Origin of the sequence: Pseudomonas sp. RL_5y_Pfl2_69, from assembly GCF_963970465.1 — a bacterium.
Taxonomy (GTDB): Bacteria; Pseudomonadota; Gammaproteobacteria; order Pseudomonadales; family Pseudomonadaceae; genus Aquipseudomonas.
This window is the reverse complement of record NZ_CAXAOU010000019.1, coordinates 1-16,489: the sequence shown is the minus strand read 5'-3', so window position 1 is coordinate 16,489 and position 16,489 is coordinate 1. Positions and strand designations below refer to the sequence as shown.

At 57.3% G+C, this 16,489-nt stretch carries 19 protein-coding genes, 1 tRNA gene and 1 pseudogene; 11 read left to right on the top strand and 10 right to left on the bottom strand.

Going from position 1 to position 16,489, the window contains the following annotated elements:
- Positions 1–36: 36 nt before the first annotated feature.
- On the top strand, positions 37–228 hold the full coding sequence (locus tag AACY07_RS23795) for a PLDc N-terminal domain-containing protein (protein ID WP_133076081.1): 192 nt from the start codon (positions 37–39) through the stop codon (positions 226–228).
- A gap of 369 nt (positions 229–597) precedes the next feature.
- The gene (locus tag AACY07_RS23790; RefSeq protein ID WP_339478192.1) at positions 598–2,676 is read left to right on the top strand and encodes an LTA synthase family protein; all 2,079 of its coding nucleotides are present in this window, start codon (positions 598–600) and stop codon (positions 2,674–2,676) included.
- A gap of 57 nt (positions 2,677–2,733) precedes the next feature.
- On the opposite strand, the gene AACY07_RS23785 is transcribed toward AACY07_RS23790, so the two are convergent.
- Positions 2,734–2,892: a DUF3309 family protein gene (locus AACY07_RS23785; RefSeq protein WP_133076084.1), complete on the bottom strand. Its 159-nt coding sequence runs from the start codon at positions 2,890–2,892 to the stop codon at positions 2,734–2,736.
- Between the two features lie 201 nt (positions 2,893–3,093).
- Between AACY07_RS23785 and AACY07_RS23780 the strand changes: the two genes are divergently transcribed.
- Both AACY07_RS23780 and csrA read left to right on the top strand, forming a co-directional pair.
- A complete protein-coding gene (locus AACY07_RS23780) occupies positions 3,094–3,426 on the top strand; it encodes a YnfA family protein (protein ID WP_133076085.1) in 333 nt (110 codons plus the stop codon).
- 78 nt (positions 3,427–3,504) lie between these two features.
- Positions 3,505–3,765, top strand: coding sequence for a carbon storage regulator CsrA (gene csrA / locus AACY07_RS23775; protein WP_445261402.1), 261 nt, complete (start codon positions 3,505–3,507; stop codon positions 3,763–3,765).
- Here the strand turns inward: csrA and AACY07_RS23770 are convergent.
- The 7 genes from AACY07_RS23770 to AACY07_RS23740 form a co-directional block, all read right to left on the bottom strand.
- Positions 3,762–3,989 carry a YheU family protein gene (locus AACY07_RS23770; protein WP_016781468.1) on the bottom strand — a complete coding sequence of 76 codons (228 nt, stop codon included), beginning with the start codon at positions 3,987–3,989 and terminating at the stop codon, positions 3,762–3,764. The two genes, csrA and AACY07_RS23770, sit on opposite strands and share 4 nt — an antisense overlap.
- 45 nt (positions 3,990–4,034) lie before the next feature.
- Positions 4,035–5,036, bottom strand: coding sequence for a glycosyl transferase family protein (locus AACY07_RS23765; RefSeq protein WP_339478187.1), 1,002 nt, complete (start codon positions 5,034–5,036; stop codon positions 4,035–4,037).
- Positions 5,033–5,368, bottom strand: coding sequence for a TusE/DsrC/DsvC family sulfur relay protein (locus AACY07_RS23760; RefSeq protein WP_133076088.1), 336 nt, complete (start codon positions 5,366–5,368; stop codon positions 5,033–5,035). The genes AACY07_RS23765 and AACY07_RS23760 overlap by 4 nt, the downstream gene beginning before the upstream one ends.
- Positions 5,365–5,652, bottom strand: coding sequence for a sulfurtransferase complex subunit TusB (tusB, locus tag AACY07_RS23755; protein ID WP_133076089.1), 288 nt, complete (start codon positions 5,650–5,652; stop codon positions 5,365–5,367). The genes AACY07_RS23760 and tusB overlap by 4 nt, the downstream gene beginning before the upstream one ends.
- Entirely contained in the window at positions 5,652–6,014 is a 363-nt protein-coding gene (tusC, locus tag AACY07_RS23750; RefSeq protein ID WP_339478186.1) for a sulfurtransferase complex subunit TusC, read from the bottom strand. The genes tusB and tusC overlap by 1 nt, the downstream gene beginning before the upstream one ends.
- Before the next feature lies 1 nt (position 6,015).
- Positions 6,016–6,408: a sulfurtransferase complex subunit TusD gene (gene tusD, locus AACY07_RS23745; RefSeq protein WP_133076091.1), complete on the bottom strand. Its 393-nt coding sequence runs from the start codon at positions 6,406–6,408 to the stop codon at positions 6,016–6,018.
- Between the two features lie 110 nt (positions 6,409–6,518).
- A complete protein-coding gene (locus tag AACY07_RS23740; protein ID WP_338579340.1) occupies positions 6,519–7,190 on the bottom strand; it encodes a Bax inhibitor-1/YccA family protein in 672 nt (223 codons plus the stop codon).
- Between the two features lie 243 nt (positions 7,191–7,433).
- Here AACY07_RS23740 and AACY07_RS23735 point away from each other — a divergent pair.
- Positions 7,434–7,524, top strand: a tRNA-Ser gene (locus AACY07_RS23735).
- Positions 7,525–7,673: 149 nt separating this feature from the next.
- Here the strand turns inward: AACY07_RS23735 and AACY07_RS23730 are convergent.
- Positions 7,674–8,525: a LysR substrate-binding domain-containing protein gene (locus AACY07_RS23730; protein WP_219261046.1), complete on the bottom strand. Its 852-nt coding sequence runs from the start codon at positions 8,523–8,525 to the stop codon at positions 7,674–7,676.
- Between the two features lie 243 nt (positions 8,526–8,768).
- Here AACY07_RS23730 and AACY07_RS23725 point away from each other — a divergent pair, with 243 nt between their 5' ends.
- The 6 genes from AACY07_RS23725 to metC are packed head-to-tail and all read left to right on the top strand — an operon-like array spanning position 8,769 to position 15,448.
- Positions 8,769–9,611, top strand: coding sequence for a transporter substrate-binding domain-containing protein (locus tag AACY07_RS23725; protein WP_339478183.1), 843 nt, complete (start codon positions 8,769–8,771; stop codon positions 9,609–9,611).
- Positions 9,612–9,671: 60 nt separating this feature from the next.
- The gene (locus AACY07_RS23720) at positions 9,672–10,406 is read left to right on the top strand and encodes an amino acid ABC transporter permease (protein WP_339478181.1); all 735 of its coding nucleotides are present in this window, start codon (positions 9,672–9,674) and stop codon (positions 10,404–10,406) included.
- Positions 10,396–11,184, top strand: a complete 789-nt coding sequence (locus tag AACY07_RS23715) for an amino acid ABC transporter permease (RefSeq protein WP_339478178.1) — start codon at positions 10,396–10,398, stop codon at positions 11,182–11,184. Before AACY07_RS23720 ends, AACY07_RS23715 begins: the two co-directional genes overlap by 11 nt.
- Entirely contained in the window at positions 11,171–12,007 is an 837-nt protein-coding gene (locus tag AACY07_RS23710; protein WP_339478175.1) for an amino acid ABC transporter ATP-binding protein, read from the top strand. Before AACY07_RS23715 ends, AACY07_RS23710 begins: the two co-directional genes overlap by 14 nt.
- Before the next feature lie 17 nt (positions 12,008–12,024).
- A complete protein-coding gene (locus AACY07_RS23705; RefSeq protein ID WP_339478173.1) occupies positions 12,025–12,621 on the top strand; it encodes a cysteine dioxygenase family protein in 597 nt (198 codons plus the stop codon).
- Between the two features lie 40 nt (positions 12,622–12,661).
- Positions 12,662–15,448 (top strand): cystathionine beta-lyase, encoded by a 2,787-nt coding sequence (gene metC, locus AACY07_RS23700; protein ID WP_339478170.1) that lies wholly within the window; start codon positions 12,662–12,664, stop codon positions 15,446–15,448.
- A gap of 474 nt (positions 15,449–15,922) precedes the next feature.
- On the opposite strand, the pseudogene AACY07_RS23695 reads toward metC, so the two are convergent.
- Positions 15,923–16,489: pseudogene (locus AACY07_RS23695) on the bottom strand (lipase family protein); the annotation flags it as partial.

Here is a 16,489-nt window from a genome sequence, read left to right as displayed (position 1 = left end):
TCCTATGTGCACACGTACTCACTCAGGAGCGTCATCATGGGTTCAACGTTTAATGGTCTGATCGGTTTGATCATTCTGGCTCTCGATATCTGGGCCATCATCAACGTGCTTAAAAGTGGTGCGGGTACCGGGGCAAAAATCCTCTGGATCTTGCTGATTCTGTTCCTGCCGGTGTTGGGGCTGGTCATTTGGGCCATCGCCGGGCCGCGGGGTAATGTGCGGATTTAAGCTGCTGCGCGATCAATCGGCGGTGCTGATACTCAACGGCGACGCAATGACTGGAAAGGGCCTGATGGCCCTTTCTTGTGTATCAAGATGTGCTTTGAACGAAATTTTCACGGAAACTTTAAGACAATTCGCACGCAAATTTTCGGCTTCACTACGTGTAAACGCCTCTAGTCCGGTGTTTAGCGGTTAGTGTCGGGCCAAATCCTGCGTAAAGAAGAGCGATGTTCCAGTGGAAATCCACGGGTGATCATGCAACATTTGCCCCCCCTATGAGTGACCTCTCTGCCTGTGCCAAAGCGCATGGGTGCCAAGGGCAGGGCAATGCTCAATAAAGCCACTTCAACTTGAACCAATGGGTCCTAAAACGACATGGCAAACCCGGACGCCCCAAGCCAACAACATGCTGCCACGCGTGTGTTGCAACCGACCGTCAAATCGCATCTGGCGTTTACGCTGCTCAGTGCCTTGATCATGATGGTGATGTTCACCCTGCTACGGGTGGCATTGCTGGTTTACAACCGGGAAATGATCCTCGATACCCCGGCCTCGACTTTCCTCGAAGCGTTCGCCAACGGCCTGCGTTTCGACTTGCGCATTGTCGTTTACTTCAGCATTCCACTGTTGTTGGCGCTGCTCAGTGTCAAGGCAATGGCCATGCGCGGGGTGCTGCGCTTCTGGCTGCTCGCGGCCTCTAGCCTGGCACTGTTTTTGGGCCTGATGGAGATGGACTTCTACCGTGAATTCCATCAACGCCTGAACGGCCTGGTCTTCCAGTACGTCAAGGAAGACCCAAAAACCGTCATGAGCATGTTGTGGTACGGCTTCCCGGTAGTGCGTTACCTGTTGGCCTGGGCCGTAGGCACCGTGATCCTGTACTTCGCATTCCGTGGTGCAGACCGGGTAACCCGTCCAAGTGCTGGCGCAGTTGCCTCGGGCACTTCGCGCACTGTAGCGCCGTGGTATGGCCGTGTTGCCGTGTTCATGGTGCTGCTGCTGGTGTGTGTGGTTGCGGCTCGCGGCACCCTGCGTCAAGGGCCTCCGCTGCGCTGGGGTGATGCCTACACAACGGATTCCAACTTCGCTAACCAGTTGGGTCTCAACGGCTCCCTGTCCCTGATTGCTGCTGCCAAAAGCCGCTTCGGTGACGACCGCACCAATATCTGGAAGGCCACGCTGGAAGAGCCTGTGGCTCAGCAGACCGTGCGCGACATGCTGCTGACCGAACACGACAAGCTGGTCGATCCGGATACGGCCCCTGTGCGCCGTGACACCACGCCGCCTGCGGAAAAAACCCTGCCGATCAAGAACGTTGTTGTGATCCTGATGGAAAGCTTCGCCGGTCACTCGGTGGGCGCGTTGGGTCGCCCGGGCAATATCACGCCTTACTTCGACAACCTGTCCAAGGAAGGCTTGCTGTTTGAGCGCTTCTTCTCCAACGGCACCCATACCCATCAGGGCATGTTCGCCACTATGGCCTGCTTCCCGAACCTGCCGGGTTTTGAATACCTGATGCAAACCCCGGAAGGCAGCCACAAGTTGTCCGGCCTGCCGGAATTGCTGAGTGCCCGCAAGTTCGATGATGTGTATGTCTACAACGGTGATTTTGCCTGGGACAACCAGTCGGGCTTCTTCAGCAACCAGGGCATGACTACTTTTGTGGGTCGTAACGATTTCGTTAACCCTGTGTTCTCGGACCCTACCTGGGGCGTATCTGACCAGGACATGTTCAACCGTGGCCTCGAGGAGCTGAAAAAGCGTGAAGGTAAAGAGCCTTTCTATGCGCTGCTGCAAACCCTGTCCAACCACACGCCGTATGCCTTGCCTACGCCGTTGCCGGTTGAGCCGGTGACGGATCGTGGTTCGCTCAACGAGCATTTGACGGCGATGCGTTACTCCGACTGGGCGTTGGGGCAGTTCTTCGAAAAAGCGCGTAAAGAGCCGTACTTCAAGGAAACCCTGTTTGTCGTGGTCGGCGACCACGGGTTCGGCAACGAACAGCAAATTTCCGAGATGGACCTTGGGCGTTTTAACGTGCCATTGCTGCTGATCGGGCCTGGTATTCAGGAGAAGTTCGGTGCCCGAAATGACACCGTGGGGACTCAGGTCGATATCGTGCCGACTATCATGGGTCGTCTGGGTGGCGAGTTCCGTCAGCAATGCTGGGGCCGTGACCTGCTGACCCTGCCAGAAGGCGACAAGGGCAGCGGTGTGATCAAGCCGTCCGGCAGTGACCAGACCGTGGCGATCATCAGTGACGACTACTTGCTGGTTCAACCCAAGGATATGCCGGCCAAGGTTTGGCAGTACAAATTGGGCGCCAATGCTGACGCAAAAGTGGTAACCGATTCGCCTGAAGCGACCGAGCTCAAGACAAAGCTCGAATCCTTCCTGCAAACCGCTACCAAAAGCCTGCTGGATAACACCGCAGGCGTGGCTGATCCCAAGTAATCAGCCCGATAAATAAAAAAGAGGCCTCAGGGCCTCTTTTTTATTGCGTTGCAGACGTCAGATCTTGCCGAGCAAGAGCAATATCAACAGCACTACCAGCACGGTCCCGATAATGCCCGAGGGGCCGTATCCCCAGCTTTTTGAGTGCGGGAACACCGGCAGTCCGCCGACTAACAGCAAAATAAGAACGATCAGAAGAATTGTGGTCATGAATATTTCCTTCTTTTTTGTGTTGCGCCGATAGGCAGTTTTTTGGGGCGCCGCTTGAGGAACAGGGGTGGGCAGTGCTTATAAAATCCGACTCGAGCGCAAGGTAAATAATTCAATTTTTATTCAGGGCGCTCTGAAAAGACTTCGACCTTGATCACCACCAGACCCGCAGGTAGGGTGGCGCGCTGCATATCTGGAGACACGCGCATGCTCAACTACGTATGGTTTTTTTTGGCAGCCCTGTTTGAAATTGCAGGTTGCTATGGATTTTGGATGTGGTTGCGCCAGGGCAAAAGCCCATGGTGGGCGTTGCCGGCGATCGTGAGTCTGGTGTTGTTTGCCTTGCTGCTGACCAAGGTCGAAGCGGCGTATGCCGGGCGTGCCTATGCTGCTTATGGCGGGATTTACATTGTGACGTCCATTGCCTGGCTGGCGGTCGTTGAGCGCATTCGACCATTGGGTTCAGACTGGATTGGGGTAGGGTTGTGTGTGATTGGCGCCACCATCATCTTGCTGGGGCCGCGCTTTTCAAGCCCGTAAAAGCCTTGTTCGCCCGTTAGTCTGTAGGAGGTATCCGAGGAAGTAGTAGGTGTGAGCTGAATTCATTTGTAGGGATTGATGGGTAGTTTTACGCAGTGCAGTCTTTATGCCTACTCAGATCCTAGGATGACAGCCATGCAGATACTTAGTCGTGCCGCAAGCGAGCGTATTTCAATCGGATCAGAAATAACGCTGTGCGTTATTGCCGTAAACGGTACAAGCGTGCGCCTGGGGGTCGAGGCCCCCAGGGACATCAGTGTTCATCGCGATGAAATCTATAGGCGGATACGAGACCGCAATGCTGGGCGCCTTGCCAGCGGCGAACTTGCAAAGGATTAATCAAAGAACTCTTTTGGCACTGCATGCTTGGGCATCAGTTGGCACTGTTGGCTTTCCAGGTCGAAAAAAATAACCGCTTGCCCTTTGCTCAGCGCATGTCGGACACGCAGCACGCGAGTTTCCTGAGGCGTGTCATCGCCGTTGTCAGTGCCATCACGGCTTACGAAATCTTCGATCAGGCGGGTGAGGGTGTCGGGTTCAAGCTGGTCGTAGGGAATGAGCATGGTGTGGTCTCGCAAAAAGGCAGAGTCGGGTGGCCGGCAACAGGTTTAAATCGATGTGTCACGATTGTCCCAATAGCGATGTGCCAGCTCAAAGGCTTGCTCCCGGGGCGTGCCCAGCCCTCGCAATGCAAGGGCCATCGTCGACAACAGGGCCAGTTGGGGGTAGCTGTCTTCGACTTCGCCACGCCAAAGCGCCTTGAGATGTTCCGGCTCCAGCGATGGGGGTTTGACATGGCGTTGTGACGACAAGGCGGGCCACTCTTCATCCCAGCTCACGCCTGCCGTTGTGCCGTAAAGATGGCTTGATGTGTCGGGATTGATTTCGACTTCGCCGCCATCCCCCTTGATCACGATGCTGGTGTCTCCCAGCAAGCCACTGGCTTCTCGGTGCACGCTTTGATAGCCCGGATGGAAGATGCTTTGCAGGCCGCAGCGAGCACTCAGGGGGTTGAGAATGCGTGCCAGGGAATGGATCGGCGAGCGCAAGCCCAGGGTGTTGCGCAGGTCTATCATGCGCTGCAATTGCGGCGCCCAGTCCTGCAGCGGCATAAACGCCGGATTGCCTGTGTCCAGCGCTTCATTGACGCTCTGCCAGTTGCGGCACAGCGGGATGCCAAGCACCTCAAGCAGCTGCTCGCTGTACATTCGGCCCGCCGTATGAGCACCTCCGCCATGCATGAAGATGCGTACGCCGTTCTGGGCCAGGCACTTGGCGGCCAGCAGATACCAAGGCAAGTGGCGCTTTTTGCCTGCATAAGTCGGCCAATCGATGTCGACCTTGATCGCGGGTGCTGCCAGGCGCTCCCTGACGGCCTCGGTGAAACCTGCCATTTCTTCTGAGCTTTCTTCCTTGTGCCGCAATAACATCAGAAAGGCCCCCAGCTGGGTGTCTTCTGCCTTGTCGTCGAGCAGCATGCCCATTGCCTTGCGAGCTTCTTCGCGGGTCAGGTTGCGGGCACCCCGTTTACCTTTGCCCAGGATGCGTACAAATTGAGCAAACGGGTGTTCGGCCGGAGTTTCGAGAGTCAGCGCAGCGGGAGTGTTCATAGGCAATTGGTCGGCTTGGGCAGGCCCGCCAGCTTGGCGGCGAGTTTGGCTGGGGTGCCATTAAACAGTCGGTTGAGGTGCAAGCTGTTGCCTTTGTCGGGCCCCAGTTTCAGAGCGGTGTACTTGATCAGTGGGCGCGTGGCAGGAGACAGCTGGAACTCTTGATAGAAGCTGCGCAACAACTCAAGGATTTCCCAGTGTTCGGGGCTTAGCTCGATGCCCGTTTGTGCGGCCAGTGCCTGGGCGACTTCGGCAGACCAATCGTTGAGGTCCAGCAGGTAGCCGTCTTTGTCCAGTTCAATGCTTTTGCCGCTGAGAGTAAGCACATTCATAGCCAGGTGTTGACCTTGTCATAACGAATCGACAGCTCGACGAAGGCTGGGTAATCAACGCCCGTTGCCCATGTCGGGCATTTGAGGTTGCGCACCTGCAAGTCCTCTTCAAGGATAAAAACGGTTTTTTCTTCCAGGGATGTGAGGGCGCTGCCTTGTAGCTGCAGGGCGTATACCCCGTCGCCGCACAGCAGCACGGCATCTTCACTGCCCAGCAAGCGCAGGCAGCTGCCCAGGCGGGTGTCTGAAAAAGGTGAGTGGCTCACAACGTGTAGGGTCGACATCAGAGGGTGATCACTTGGTCATAACGGTCAATGACTGCACGCATTTCATCTGCTGACAGTGGCTGTACGTCAGCGACTGCAAGCCCTGCGGGCGAGATTCCACGCTCGTCAAGGCTGTGGCGGCAAGCATACAGATCCTCAACACCAAACATGGCCAGGGCTTGCAGGTTGGCGGTGAGGTTTTTTTGTTGAAGGGCGCCGGAGTTTTGTTCTGGCACCAGCTGGAAAGTACCGTCATCCATAAACAGCAGGCCAATAGGCAAGTCAAATGCACCGCCCGCCAGAACGATATCGAGTGCTTCTTTTGCCCCCGGGCCAGACCACGGTGCCTGGCGGCTGATAATCAACAGTGATTTGGGCATTTCAAGGCCCTCCGAAGCAGATCAGTCGATCGGCAGATTGAATGGCGTCGTGTAGTTGCCCCAGTCCGGACAATTCCCACGGTGCTTTCAGGTTGACCCCCGGACGCTGATAGCGCGTTGCTTCGTCTTCATTCAGCACGCCCCGGCGCAAGGCTGCGGCAATACACACCACGCCATCGAGCTGATGCTGACTGACGAAGGTCGCCCATTGTTGTGCGATGTCCTGTTCGTCCTGGGGCGTCACGATATTGCTCGAAGCACTGTGAACACCGTCTTGATAAAAGAACAGCCGGACAATTTCATGGCCGCCTGCCAGTGCTGCTTGGGCAAAACGCAGGGCGCGACGGGAGGAGGGCGCATGGGCTGCCGAATAAAGGGCTATGGCAAATTTCATGGTGGGCTCTGTCAGCAAATCTGCGGTAATGATAAAGCCAGATGCCCAAAGATGCTTGCAGCAGACAACAAAAAGCCCGCCGAAGCGGGCTTTTGTGTAGCGGTTGTTGATCAGTCGTCGCGGCTCATGATGCCGAAAATTTGCAGCAGGCTGATGAACAGGTTGTAGATCGAAACATACAGGCTGATGGTCGCCATGATGTAGTTGCGCTCGCCGCCATGAATGATGGCGCTGGTCTGGAACAGGATGCAGACCGAAGAGAACAATACAAAACCTGCGCTGATCGCCAGTTGCAGGCCGCTGATCTGGAAGAAGAAGCTGGCCAGCGTCGCGCCCAGCAGAACAAAGAAGCCGGCAGTGATGAAGCCGCCCAGGAAGCTCATGTCCTTGCGGGTGATCAGCACGTAGGCTGACAGGCCACCAAATACCAGAGCAGTCATCGCAAATGCCGAGCTTACTACTTCAGCGCCGCCCTGCATGCCCAGGTAGCGGTTGAGAATCGGGCCCAGCAGGAATCCCATGAAACCGGTCAGGGCAAAGGCGGACACCAGGCCCCATGCCGAATCACGCAGCTTGTTCGTCAAGAAGAACAGGCCGTAGAAACCGATGAGTACAACAAAAATATTTGGGTAGCCGACTCGCATCTGCTGCGAGACGTAAGCCATCACACCGCTGAAAGCCAGGGTAAGAGCCAGCAAACCGTACGTGTTGCGCAGGACGCGGCTAACCTCTAGCTGCTCGGCCTGCACGCTGTTATTAACTGCGTAATCCTGTTCGCGCATGGCGATACTCCTGTGGTTAGAAATGTTAAGTAGCAAAGATCATAGCAGAGGCTCTGAAACAAGGGATCAAGAGAGTTTGACAACGTGTTTCATTCAGGTATTATGGCGCCCGAAACAACGGTAGGGGGTAGGGCTCGTTGCTTTAAAGCAGCGGTCCTGAAAGTCGTAGACTGTAACAGGTCCATGATTTTTTTATCCCGGGTGCTTTCCAATAGCACGCTGGCGGTGATTCATTTGAAGTACGGGAAATTGGCAGAGTGGTTGAATGCACCGGTCTTGAAAACCGGCGAACGTTAATAGCGTTCCCAGGGTTCGAATCCCTGGTTTCCCGCCAAGATTCGATAAAAAAGGGCATACGCTAACGCGGTGCCCTTTTTTTGTGCCTTCGTTTTAGTGAGTCTGATCCATTATCAAGGGGCAGCGACGCCGTTGCCCCTCGATTTGTTCGTACCGACTGACCTGTGCCGCAGGCTTCAGCGGCATTCAGTGCCCGCGGTGGCTACGAATCAACTCATAGGCTCGACGAACCAGGGGGTTCAGGGTGTTGGGCCGAATCCACAGGTAGTAGGTGACGTCCGGCAGGCGGGGCAAACCATCGCTTTCACCCAGCACCCGCATATCCGGGCCCAGCATTTCCATGCTTCTGGCAGTGACGCCAAGGCCTGCCCGTGTTGCCGCCTTGATGCCGATCAGGTTCGATGCCAGGTAAGCCTGGCGCCACGCAATGTTGGCGCTCTCCAGTGCCTCAAGGGCATATCGTCGATAGATGCTGGGCTCATCCACCAGAATCAACGGTATCGGCTCCCCGGGGGTGTGAAGGTACTGCGCGGAGCAAATCCACCATACAGGTGAGGTGCGCAGGGCAAAGCCTTCCAGGTTCGGGTCTTCACGAGTGGAAATCACCATGTCCACCTTGCCCCGATGCAGGTCGTCCATCAGGAAAGGGCTTCTGCCGACGTCGATTTCCAGGCGCAAACGCGGCGCCGAGCGCGCGATGTGGCTCAGGATGGGGGGCAGGATGGTGTCTGCGATGTCATGGGGTGAGCCAATGCGCAGCACGCCGCTCAAGCTGCTTTCGCGCAAGGAGTTAAGCGCATCATTGTTGAGCGAGAGCATCTGGCGGGCATGGCGTAGCAACTGCTGTCCGGCTTCCGTGAGCTGTTTTTGTCGGCCGCGCTTTTCAAACAGGCTAACCCCGACCTGTTGCTCCAGGCGTTGCATGTGCTGAGTGACCGACGATTGTGTGCGGGCCAGCTGCACGCCGGCTTCGGCAAAGCTGTGGTGGTCGACCACGGCAATGAAGGTGCGCAGTAACTCGAGATCCAGGGTCGACATGGAGGGTTTTTTATATCAGGAGTGAGAACCTAAACATTACATATTTTTATGTGTTTGCACGAAGTTATTTCTTTGAATACTCACACTGGCCCGTAAATCAAGGCTTATAAGCATTTGTCTAAAAATTAAAACCGGCTCAGTTATAACGATATTAGATATTTGTATTTCCGTTACCTCCGTGCTGTACGCAGGATGTCCACTTATTGGATCGGGCTTTTCCCGGTCATTCATGAGGGGAAATCCATGTTGCTTAAGCGCGCGCCTGTAAGACGTCTATTGCCTGTACTGTTGGGCGCCCTGGTCTCATTGGCGGCCAGCACCGCTGTCCAGGCTGACGCGACACTGGACAAGATCGAGCAGCGTCATGTGTTGGCCGTTGGCGTGCTGCTGTCAGGCGGCCCCTTTGGCGGGATAGACCCGAGCACTCAGAAGCCGCGCGGCTTGAACGTTGAACTCGCTCAGGAACTGGGTCGGCAGTTGAATGTTGAAGTGCAACTGGTGCCGGTATTACCTGCCAACCGTGTGCAATTTCTACAGCAGGGCAAAGTGGACTTGCTGATCGCCAACATGGAATGGACGCCAGAGCGCGGCGAAATCCTCGGGTTTGTACCGACACCGTTTTACCGGGTTGGCGGTACCGCCGCGGTGCTCAAGGACAGCAAGATCACTCGTTGGGAAGACCTGAAGGGGCAACCCGTCTGCACCTCTCAAGGCAGCAGCTACATCAAGCCGCTGACCGAGTTGGGCGTTGAGTTGAAGGCGTTCAAAAGTTCATCCGAATCCTTGTTGGCACTGCGTGGCAGTAACTGCGTTGCGGCGGTACATGACGCCACACTGATCAACCCGTTAATCGCCGATAACCCCGAATGGCAAGGCTATCGTGCCCTAAGTCCGGAGCTCAACCCGGCACCGTCCGTGATCTGGACGCGTCGTGGTGAAAGCGACACCCAGGCCAGGCTTGACCCGATCGTCAAGGAGCTGCACCGCAGCGGCTGGCTGATCGAAGCCCAGACCCGCAATCACATCACCCCCGCGTCACCTGCACTGGTCGAATTGCAAAAGCAGTTCCAGGGCGACGGCGCCTGATTCCCCCTCATCGTATTTAACAGGTCGCCGCATTGCGGCTGCTCTCCAAGGTAGTTGCCCATGAGTCATTGGCTGGAGCTTTTCGTCCACTGGGCCGCCGGGTTTGGTCTGAACTACAACTTTCTGCTGGATGCCTATCAGCGGGGCACCCTTGTGCAAGGGGCGTTGACCACGGTGTGGTTGTGCCTGTTCACCATCATCGGCAGTTTGCTCGCCGGGGTTGGACTGGCGGCCATGCTGACATCGGGCAACCCGTGGCTGGCAAAACCTGCGCGGGTGTTCGTCGAAGTCACCCGCAACACGCCGACTCTGGTGCAGCTGTATTGCGCCTTCCTCGTGTTGAACATGTTGCTGACCCAGGCGGTTGGTGCGGCGAACCCGCTGACGCCCTTTGCCTGGGTGGTGATCGTGATCTCGCTGCACAAGGGGGCCTTTCATGCAGAGGCCCTGCGTGCGGGCATCGAAGCTGTGCCGGCAGTGACGCTGGAAGCCGCCAGTTCGTTGGCATTCAGCAGCCGCCAGTTGCTATGGCACGTGCAGTTGCCGTTGGCCCTGCGCTTCGCATTGCCGTCGTTGATCAACAACCTGATCGACCTGGTAAAGATGACCGCCGTCGCCTCGGCAATTGCCGTCGGCGACATCACCTACGCGTCGATCATGATCTGGACGCAGAGCGATAACGTATTGGAACTGATGATCCTGATCCTGAGCTTTTTTGGTCTGCTGAGTTTTATCGTCAATGGAGTGGGGCGCTATCTGGAAGCGCGCCTGAGGATGCCCGGCTATGGCCATTGAATCGTCTGTCACTGCATCTGTGGCCTGGTCGCGACGGCATTTGGGCACGCTGCTGCTGTTGCTCGGCGCCGTATTCTGGCTGTTGTGGTTTACCCCGCAAAGCCCGGTGTTGAAAGCGCTTGTGCAATGGTCTCCAGCCTTGGCTGCGGGCTTTGGCCAGAACATTCTGATCAGCCTGGTCGCCATCACGCTGGGTTCAGTGCTGGGGTTGCTGGTGGGGGCGTTGGCCTTGTCGCCATTGTGGGTGCTGCGACAGCCTGCGCGAATCTGGGTGCACGTTTTTCGCAATGCGCCCTGGCTGGTGCTGATCTATTTCACCACTTATGTATTCCCGTTCGAGATCAAGATCGGCAGCGCCTACCTCCCGTTTCCGGACTGGGTCAAGGTAACGATCGGGCTGGCCTTGCCGGCCAGTGCCAACGTCGCTGAAATCTTCCGCGGCGCCATTGCTTCGATCCCGAGCACGCAGTGGGAAGCCGCGCGATCCCTGGCGTTTACACGCGGGCAGATTTTCAGCTCGATCATTCTGCCCCAGTGCTTCAAGCGCATGTTGCCGCCGTGGATGAACCTGTATGCGGTGATCACCATGGGCACGGCGCTGGCCTCGCTTGTGGGCGTGCACGACGTGATCGATACCGCCCAGATTGCCAGTAACACCGTGAACATGACCGGCTTCACCGTGGTGGTTTACCTGAGTCTGCTGGTGATGTTCTTTGCATATTGCTATCCGATTTCCCGTCTCACCCAGCGCCTGGAGCGACGTTATGCCTTCTATTGAAACCGTCGCCGAGCCTCTGGTCAGCCTGCGCGATGTACACCTGTCGTTTGGCGGTAACCCGGTGCTCAAGGGTATTGACCTGGACGTGTACCGAGGCCAGGCGGTGTCGATCATCGGCCCATCGGGGTCTGGCAAATCCACCATCCTGCGCTGCATCACCGGGCTGTTGCAGCCCCAGCGCGGCACCCTGCGCGTCGGTGCCGCCGAGGTACACACGATGGCCCGGGAACCGCAGCGCATCGAGTTGCGCAAGCGCGTGGGGTTTGTCTTTCAACAGTACAACTTGTTCCCGCATCTATCAGTGCTGGAGAACCTGGTGATCGCGCCACGCAAAGTGCTGGGGCGCAGTCGCGCCGATGCCGAAAAAGACGCCCGCGCCTTGCTGGCCAAAGTGCGCATGGAGCACAAGGCCGATGCCTATCCGGGACAACTGTCCGGGGGCCAGCAACAGCGCGTGGCAATTGCCCGGGCCCTGGCGATGCGCCCGGAACTGATCCTGTTTGATGAAGTGACCTCTGCCCTCGATCCTGAAACCGTCGGCGAAGTACTGACGGTAATTCGCGAGTTGACCGAAGAGGGCATGACGTGCGTGCTGGTCACCCACGAGATGCGTTTCGCCGAAGAGATCAGTGACATTGTTTACTTCACCGAAAACGGCGTGATCGTCGAGCACGGCAGCGCCGAACAGATTTTTCAACGCCCAGCCAGCGTGCGCACCCAGGCATTCCTGCGGCATGCCTTGGGCGATCCGGGACGCCGTCCCGTCGTTGCCAACGATCCGTACCTGCTGACCAACCTGGGTCGCTACAGCTTGTCTGTCTAATAACGAGGAGCCTGCCAATGAGTACCGAAAACCGTGCCGCCGTCATCGAGGATTTCCTGAAGAAAATCCGTGTCATTAACCAATCCGGTGTCGACCGTTCTGCACTGGTGCACATCGTTACCCTGCTCGAGGCACTGGCCGAGCGTCGTGATCTGTTCAATTTCGATGAATTTCCGGCACCGGTGCCGGGGCAGGGCACCACCGCGTTTCGCTACCGCCTGAATGACGATGGCGACACCCCAACGCTGTACCTGAACTCGTTGTTGCCAGGCAAAAGCACGATTGCTCACAACCATGAAACCTGGGCAATTATCACCGCTGTTGAAGGCCAGGAGATCAACTACGTGTATGGCCGTAACGACGAAGGTCGCGAGCCAGGGTTCACGACATTGCAGCTGCAGCAGGAAGTGGTCGTGCAACCTGGCACGTCGATTTCGTTTCTGGGCGACGACCTGCACGGCATTCGCGTCGAAGGTGAGCAGGCGACCCTGCATTTCCATCTCTACGGTTTGCCGCTGGAGTCGCTCAATGGTCGCTACGGCGTCGAGGCCGACGGGCGCATTCTCAATTACAACGCCTCGCAAATGGCGCCGTCGATCAAGGCCTATGCATAAGCGCTTTGCGGCGCATCCATCATTTTTTAACGGAATTCCCATGAGCCAGACCGTAACCCCGGGACACTTGCAGCAGTGGCTTTTCGACGGGCAGGAAATCGCCCTGTTTGATGTGCGCGAGCATGGCCAGTATGGAGAGGCCCATCTGTTTTTCGGGGTCAACCTGCCGTACAGCCGATTGGAACTGGAGGTTCGGCGACTGGCGCCCAACCTGCAGGTGCGACTGGTGATCTACGACCAGAACGGCAGCGATGTTGCGGCACGTTCAGCCCGGCGCCTCCAGGCGTTGGGGTATGAACGCGTACACGTGCTTCAGGGCGGTGCCGATGGCTGGCAGGCAGCTGGTTATCAGTTGTTTGCCGGGGTACATGTACCGTCCAAGGCATTTGGCGAATTGGTCGAACAGGTCAGCCATACGCCTCATGTCACCGCACAACAACTGGCCGACTGGCAAAGCCGGGGCGAGCCTTTGGTGCTACTCGACGGTCGTCCGTTCGATGAATACCGCAAAATGACCATTCCGGGTTCTGTGTGCTGCCCGAACGGTGAGTTGGGGTATCGCATCCATGACCTGGTGGCGGACGAAAAAACACCGATCGTGGTCAACTGCGCCGGGCGAACCCGCAGCATCATCGGCGCACAAACCCTCATCAATCTGGGGGTGAAGAATCCGGTCTATGCCTTGGAAAACGGCACTCAGGGTTGGGATCTTGAAGACTTTGAGCTGGAGCACGGCAGCCGCCGTCGCTATGCCGATGGGGTGTCCACGGCGTCATTGCCTGCGCAGCGGCTGGCCGCTTCGCAACTGGCGGAACGGGCGGGGGTGAAAACGGTAGCCGCGGTCCAGGTTGAGCAGTGGGCTGCGGATGCGCGGCGCAGCCTGTTCCTGTGTGATGTGCGCACTGCAGAGGAGTTTGCCGCGGGCAGCCTGACCGGCGCGCAACACACGCCGGGCGGACAGCTGATTCAATCGACCGACCTGTATATCGGTGTGCGCCAGGCGCGGGTGGTGCTGATTGACAGCGATGGCGTACGTGCGCCGATTGTTGCGAGCTGGCTGCGCCAGTTGGGCCATGAGGTGTATCTGCTGGCAGAGGGCGTGAACAGCGGTCTGGCGTTACCCGAAGGCGATGTGGTCGGTCATGAGGCGCTGCCATTGATCTCGGCGCAGGCACTGGCGGATGCACTGAAAGACAAGGCGGTTGCGTTGATCGACCTGCGTGCGAGCAGTGCCTATCGCAAAGGCCATATTGCCGGTTCACGATGGTCGATCCGCTCGTTGCTTGCGCAGCATGTGGCGGGTGAACAGCGACCGGTTGTGCTGTTGGCTGATCAAGCGCAACTCGCTGCGTTTGCCGCCCGTGAATTGCCCGAAGCCCTGCGTGCGCACGTGCAATTGCTGGACGGCGGACTCGAGGCCTGGCGTGCAGCAGGATTCGCCGTGGAGGAAAGCCCGGACAGTCCAACCGATGATCAATGCATCGATTTTCTGTTCTTCACCCATGATCGCCACACGGGCAACAAGGATGCGGCGCGCCAGTACCTTGCCTGGGAAATCGGTCTGCTGGCGCAAATGAGCGCCGACGAAATCGCCAGCCTCAATCCTTTGCGGCCGACAGTACGTCCAGATGAACGGGTGCGCACGCGCTTGGTGCATGCGGCACGGGCCCAGGGTATCGGCGGGCGGGCGGTCAATGTGCCGGTCACTCGTCTGAGCACCGTACTGTTCGATAACCTTGCACAGATGCGTGACGCTCGGGCCCGGCGCGATCATGAACGCGTGCTCAGCTACGGTGCTCGCGGCAACCCGACGGCGTTCGCCCTCGAAGACCTGGTCACTGAGCTGGAGGGGGGGTACCGCACGCGGTTGTTCGGTACCGGCCTGGCGGCTGTGGCGCAGGTGTTTGTGGCGTACCTGCGGCCCGGTGATCATGTGCTGATTACCGATGCGGTGTACGCGCCGGTGCGGCGTCTGGCGCGGGAGTTTCTCCAGCCTTTCGGTATTGAGGTCAGCTATTTCGCTGCGGACGGCCACGACCTTGAGGCTCAACTGCAAGCCAACACCAAAATGATCTACACCGAAGTGCCAGGCTCATTGCTGTATGAACTGTGCGATTTGCCGGCCATTGTGGCGCTGTGCAAAAAGCGCGGCATCCTGGTGGCCGTCGATAACACCTGGGGCTCGGGTTATCTGTACCGACCGCTGGCGCTTGGCGCAGACATCTCGATCATGGCGCTGACCAAGTACCTGAGCGGCCATAGCGACGTACTCATGGGCAGTGTCTGCACCCGTGAAGCGGCTTGGCCGACACTGGCTTCCATGAGCGACAACTTTGGAGCAACGGTCAGCCCCGATGATGCCTACCTGGTCCTGCGCGGCGCTCGAACCCTGGCGCCCCGACTGGAAGTGCATGAGCGCCAGGCCCTGGAAGTCGCCCATTGGTTGCAGGCGCAACCGCAGGTGAAACGTGTGTTCCATCCGGCTTTGCCCGATCATCCTGATCATGTTTGTTGGAAGCGGGATTTCACGGGCAGCAATGGCTTGCTGTCTTTTGAGCTGAACGACACGGACACCGCCTGTGTTGAACGCTTCATTGATGCGCTGCAGGTGTTCGGGTTGGGGGCTTCCTGGGGCGGTTTTGAAAGTCTGATTACCGTAGCCGATACACAAGATCGCAACAGTGCGGCTGATCGCTCACTGAACCCGGTGTTGCGCTTGCATATCGGGCTGGAGGATGTCGCCGCCTTGATCGAGGATCTGCAGCGCGGGTTTGCGGCTTTGGAGAAGGGTAGGGGCAAGCCTTTGGACGAGCTTTCGCGCCGATAAAAACGTTAAGGCAGTGTTTTCGAGGAGCAAAGGCACAACGGTTTGGCCTGATTAGCTATGCTCAATCCCTGGCTTGGGCTACCGAGGCATTTTTAGACCAAAAAGGGGAGCGATATGAAAACTAAAATCCATAAGAAACACATATTTGTCATTGTTCTGGTCGTGTTTGCCGTGTTCAGCTTTTTGATGACTAACTGGGATCAGTCATTGTGAATCGTCTGGAGTCACTAGCCTTTACAGTCACTGAAAGGTGTTTGGTGCCTGACTGACTCTAGCCAAGAAAGACGCCGCTCTCTCATGATGAGGTCAGCGGCGTTTTTCCTTGAGGCTCGTGCCGTAACGGTAAAAGGCGGGGGGACATGCCCAGAACTTGCCGGGTGTAAGTTTTGTTGGCGTCCGGGGTGTCATGGAAGCATCAGGTGCCATTTTCTAGCCCGCAGTTGCATGAAAGTCTCACACGCTGCAGGTATCAGGCTAGACAATCGAATCAATATCAAAATTGAAGGGTGTTCCCGGAATGCGGACTCCGATAATGGCTGCTATCGCTCGCTCATCATCGTCGGCAGATGGCGGAGCCATTGCCAGTTGTTCCTCCTTACGGTTCTCTGCATGAGCTTTCCAGCGAGGCAAATCCTCATCAGTCAGTTCGGGTAGTCCCGCGAACACGCCATACACATCGGCCTCACTGACACGGCTAACCCGTAACTCGCTCAGCCGCGTGCGCGTGATCTCTATGTTGCGGAACTCTTGTTGAAGAGCGGCCATCGCCGCGGCTTGATTACGGACATATCTGTCGGAGCTCGCCGCCAGACGGCTTTCCAGGGTGAGTACTTGCCGCTTGGCATTGGTTAATGCCTCATCCACCTGCTCAAACTCATCAATAGTCACCAATGAGCGATTGGACTCCTGAGCAGCCTGCCAGCGGCGCAGGCTGGCCCAGCAGTTGGGAATGTAGCTGACGACCATTTTGTGGTGGGCATTATCAATCACTTGTCGCAAGAATGAGCCACGGGAGGGCAGGCCGTCCGTTGCCTTTAGCGC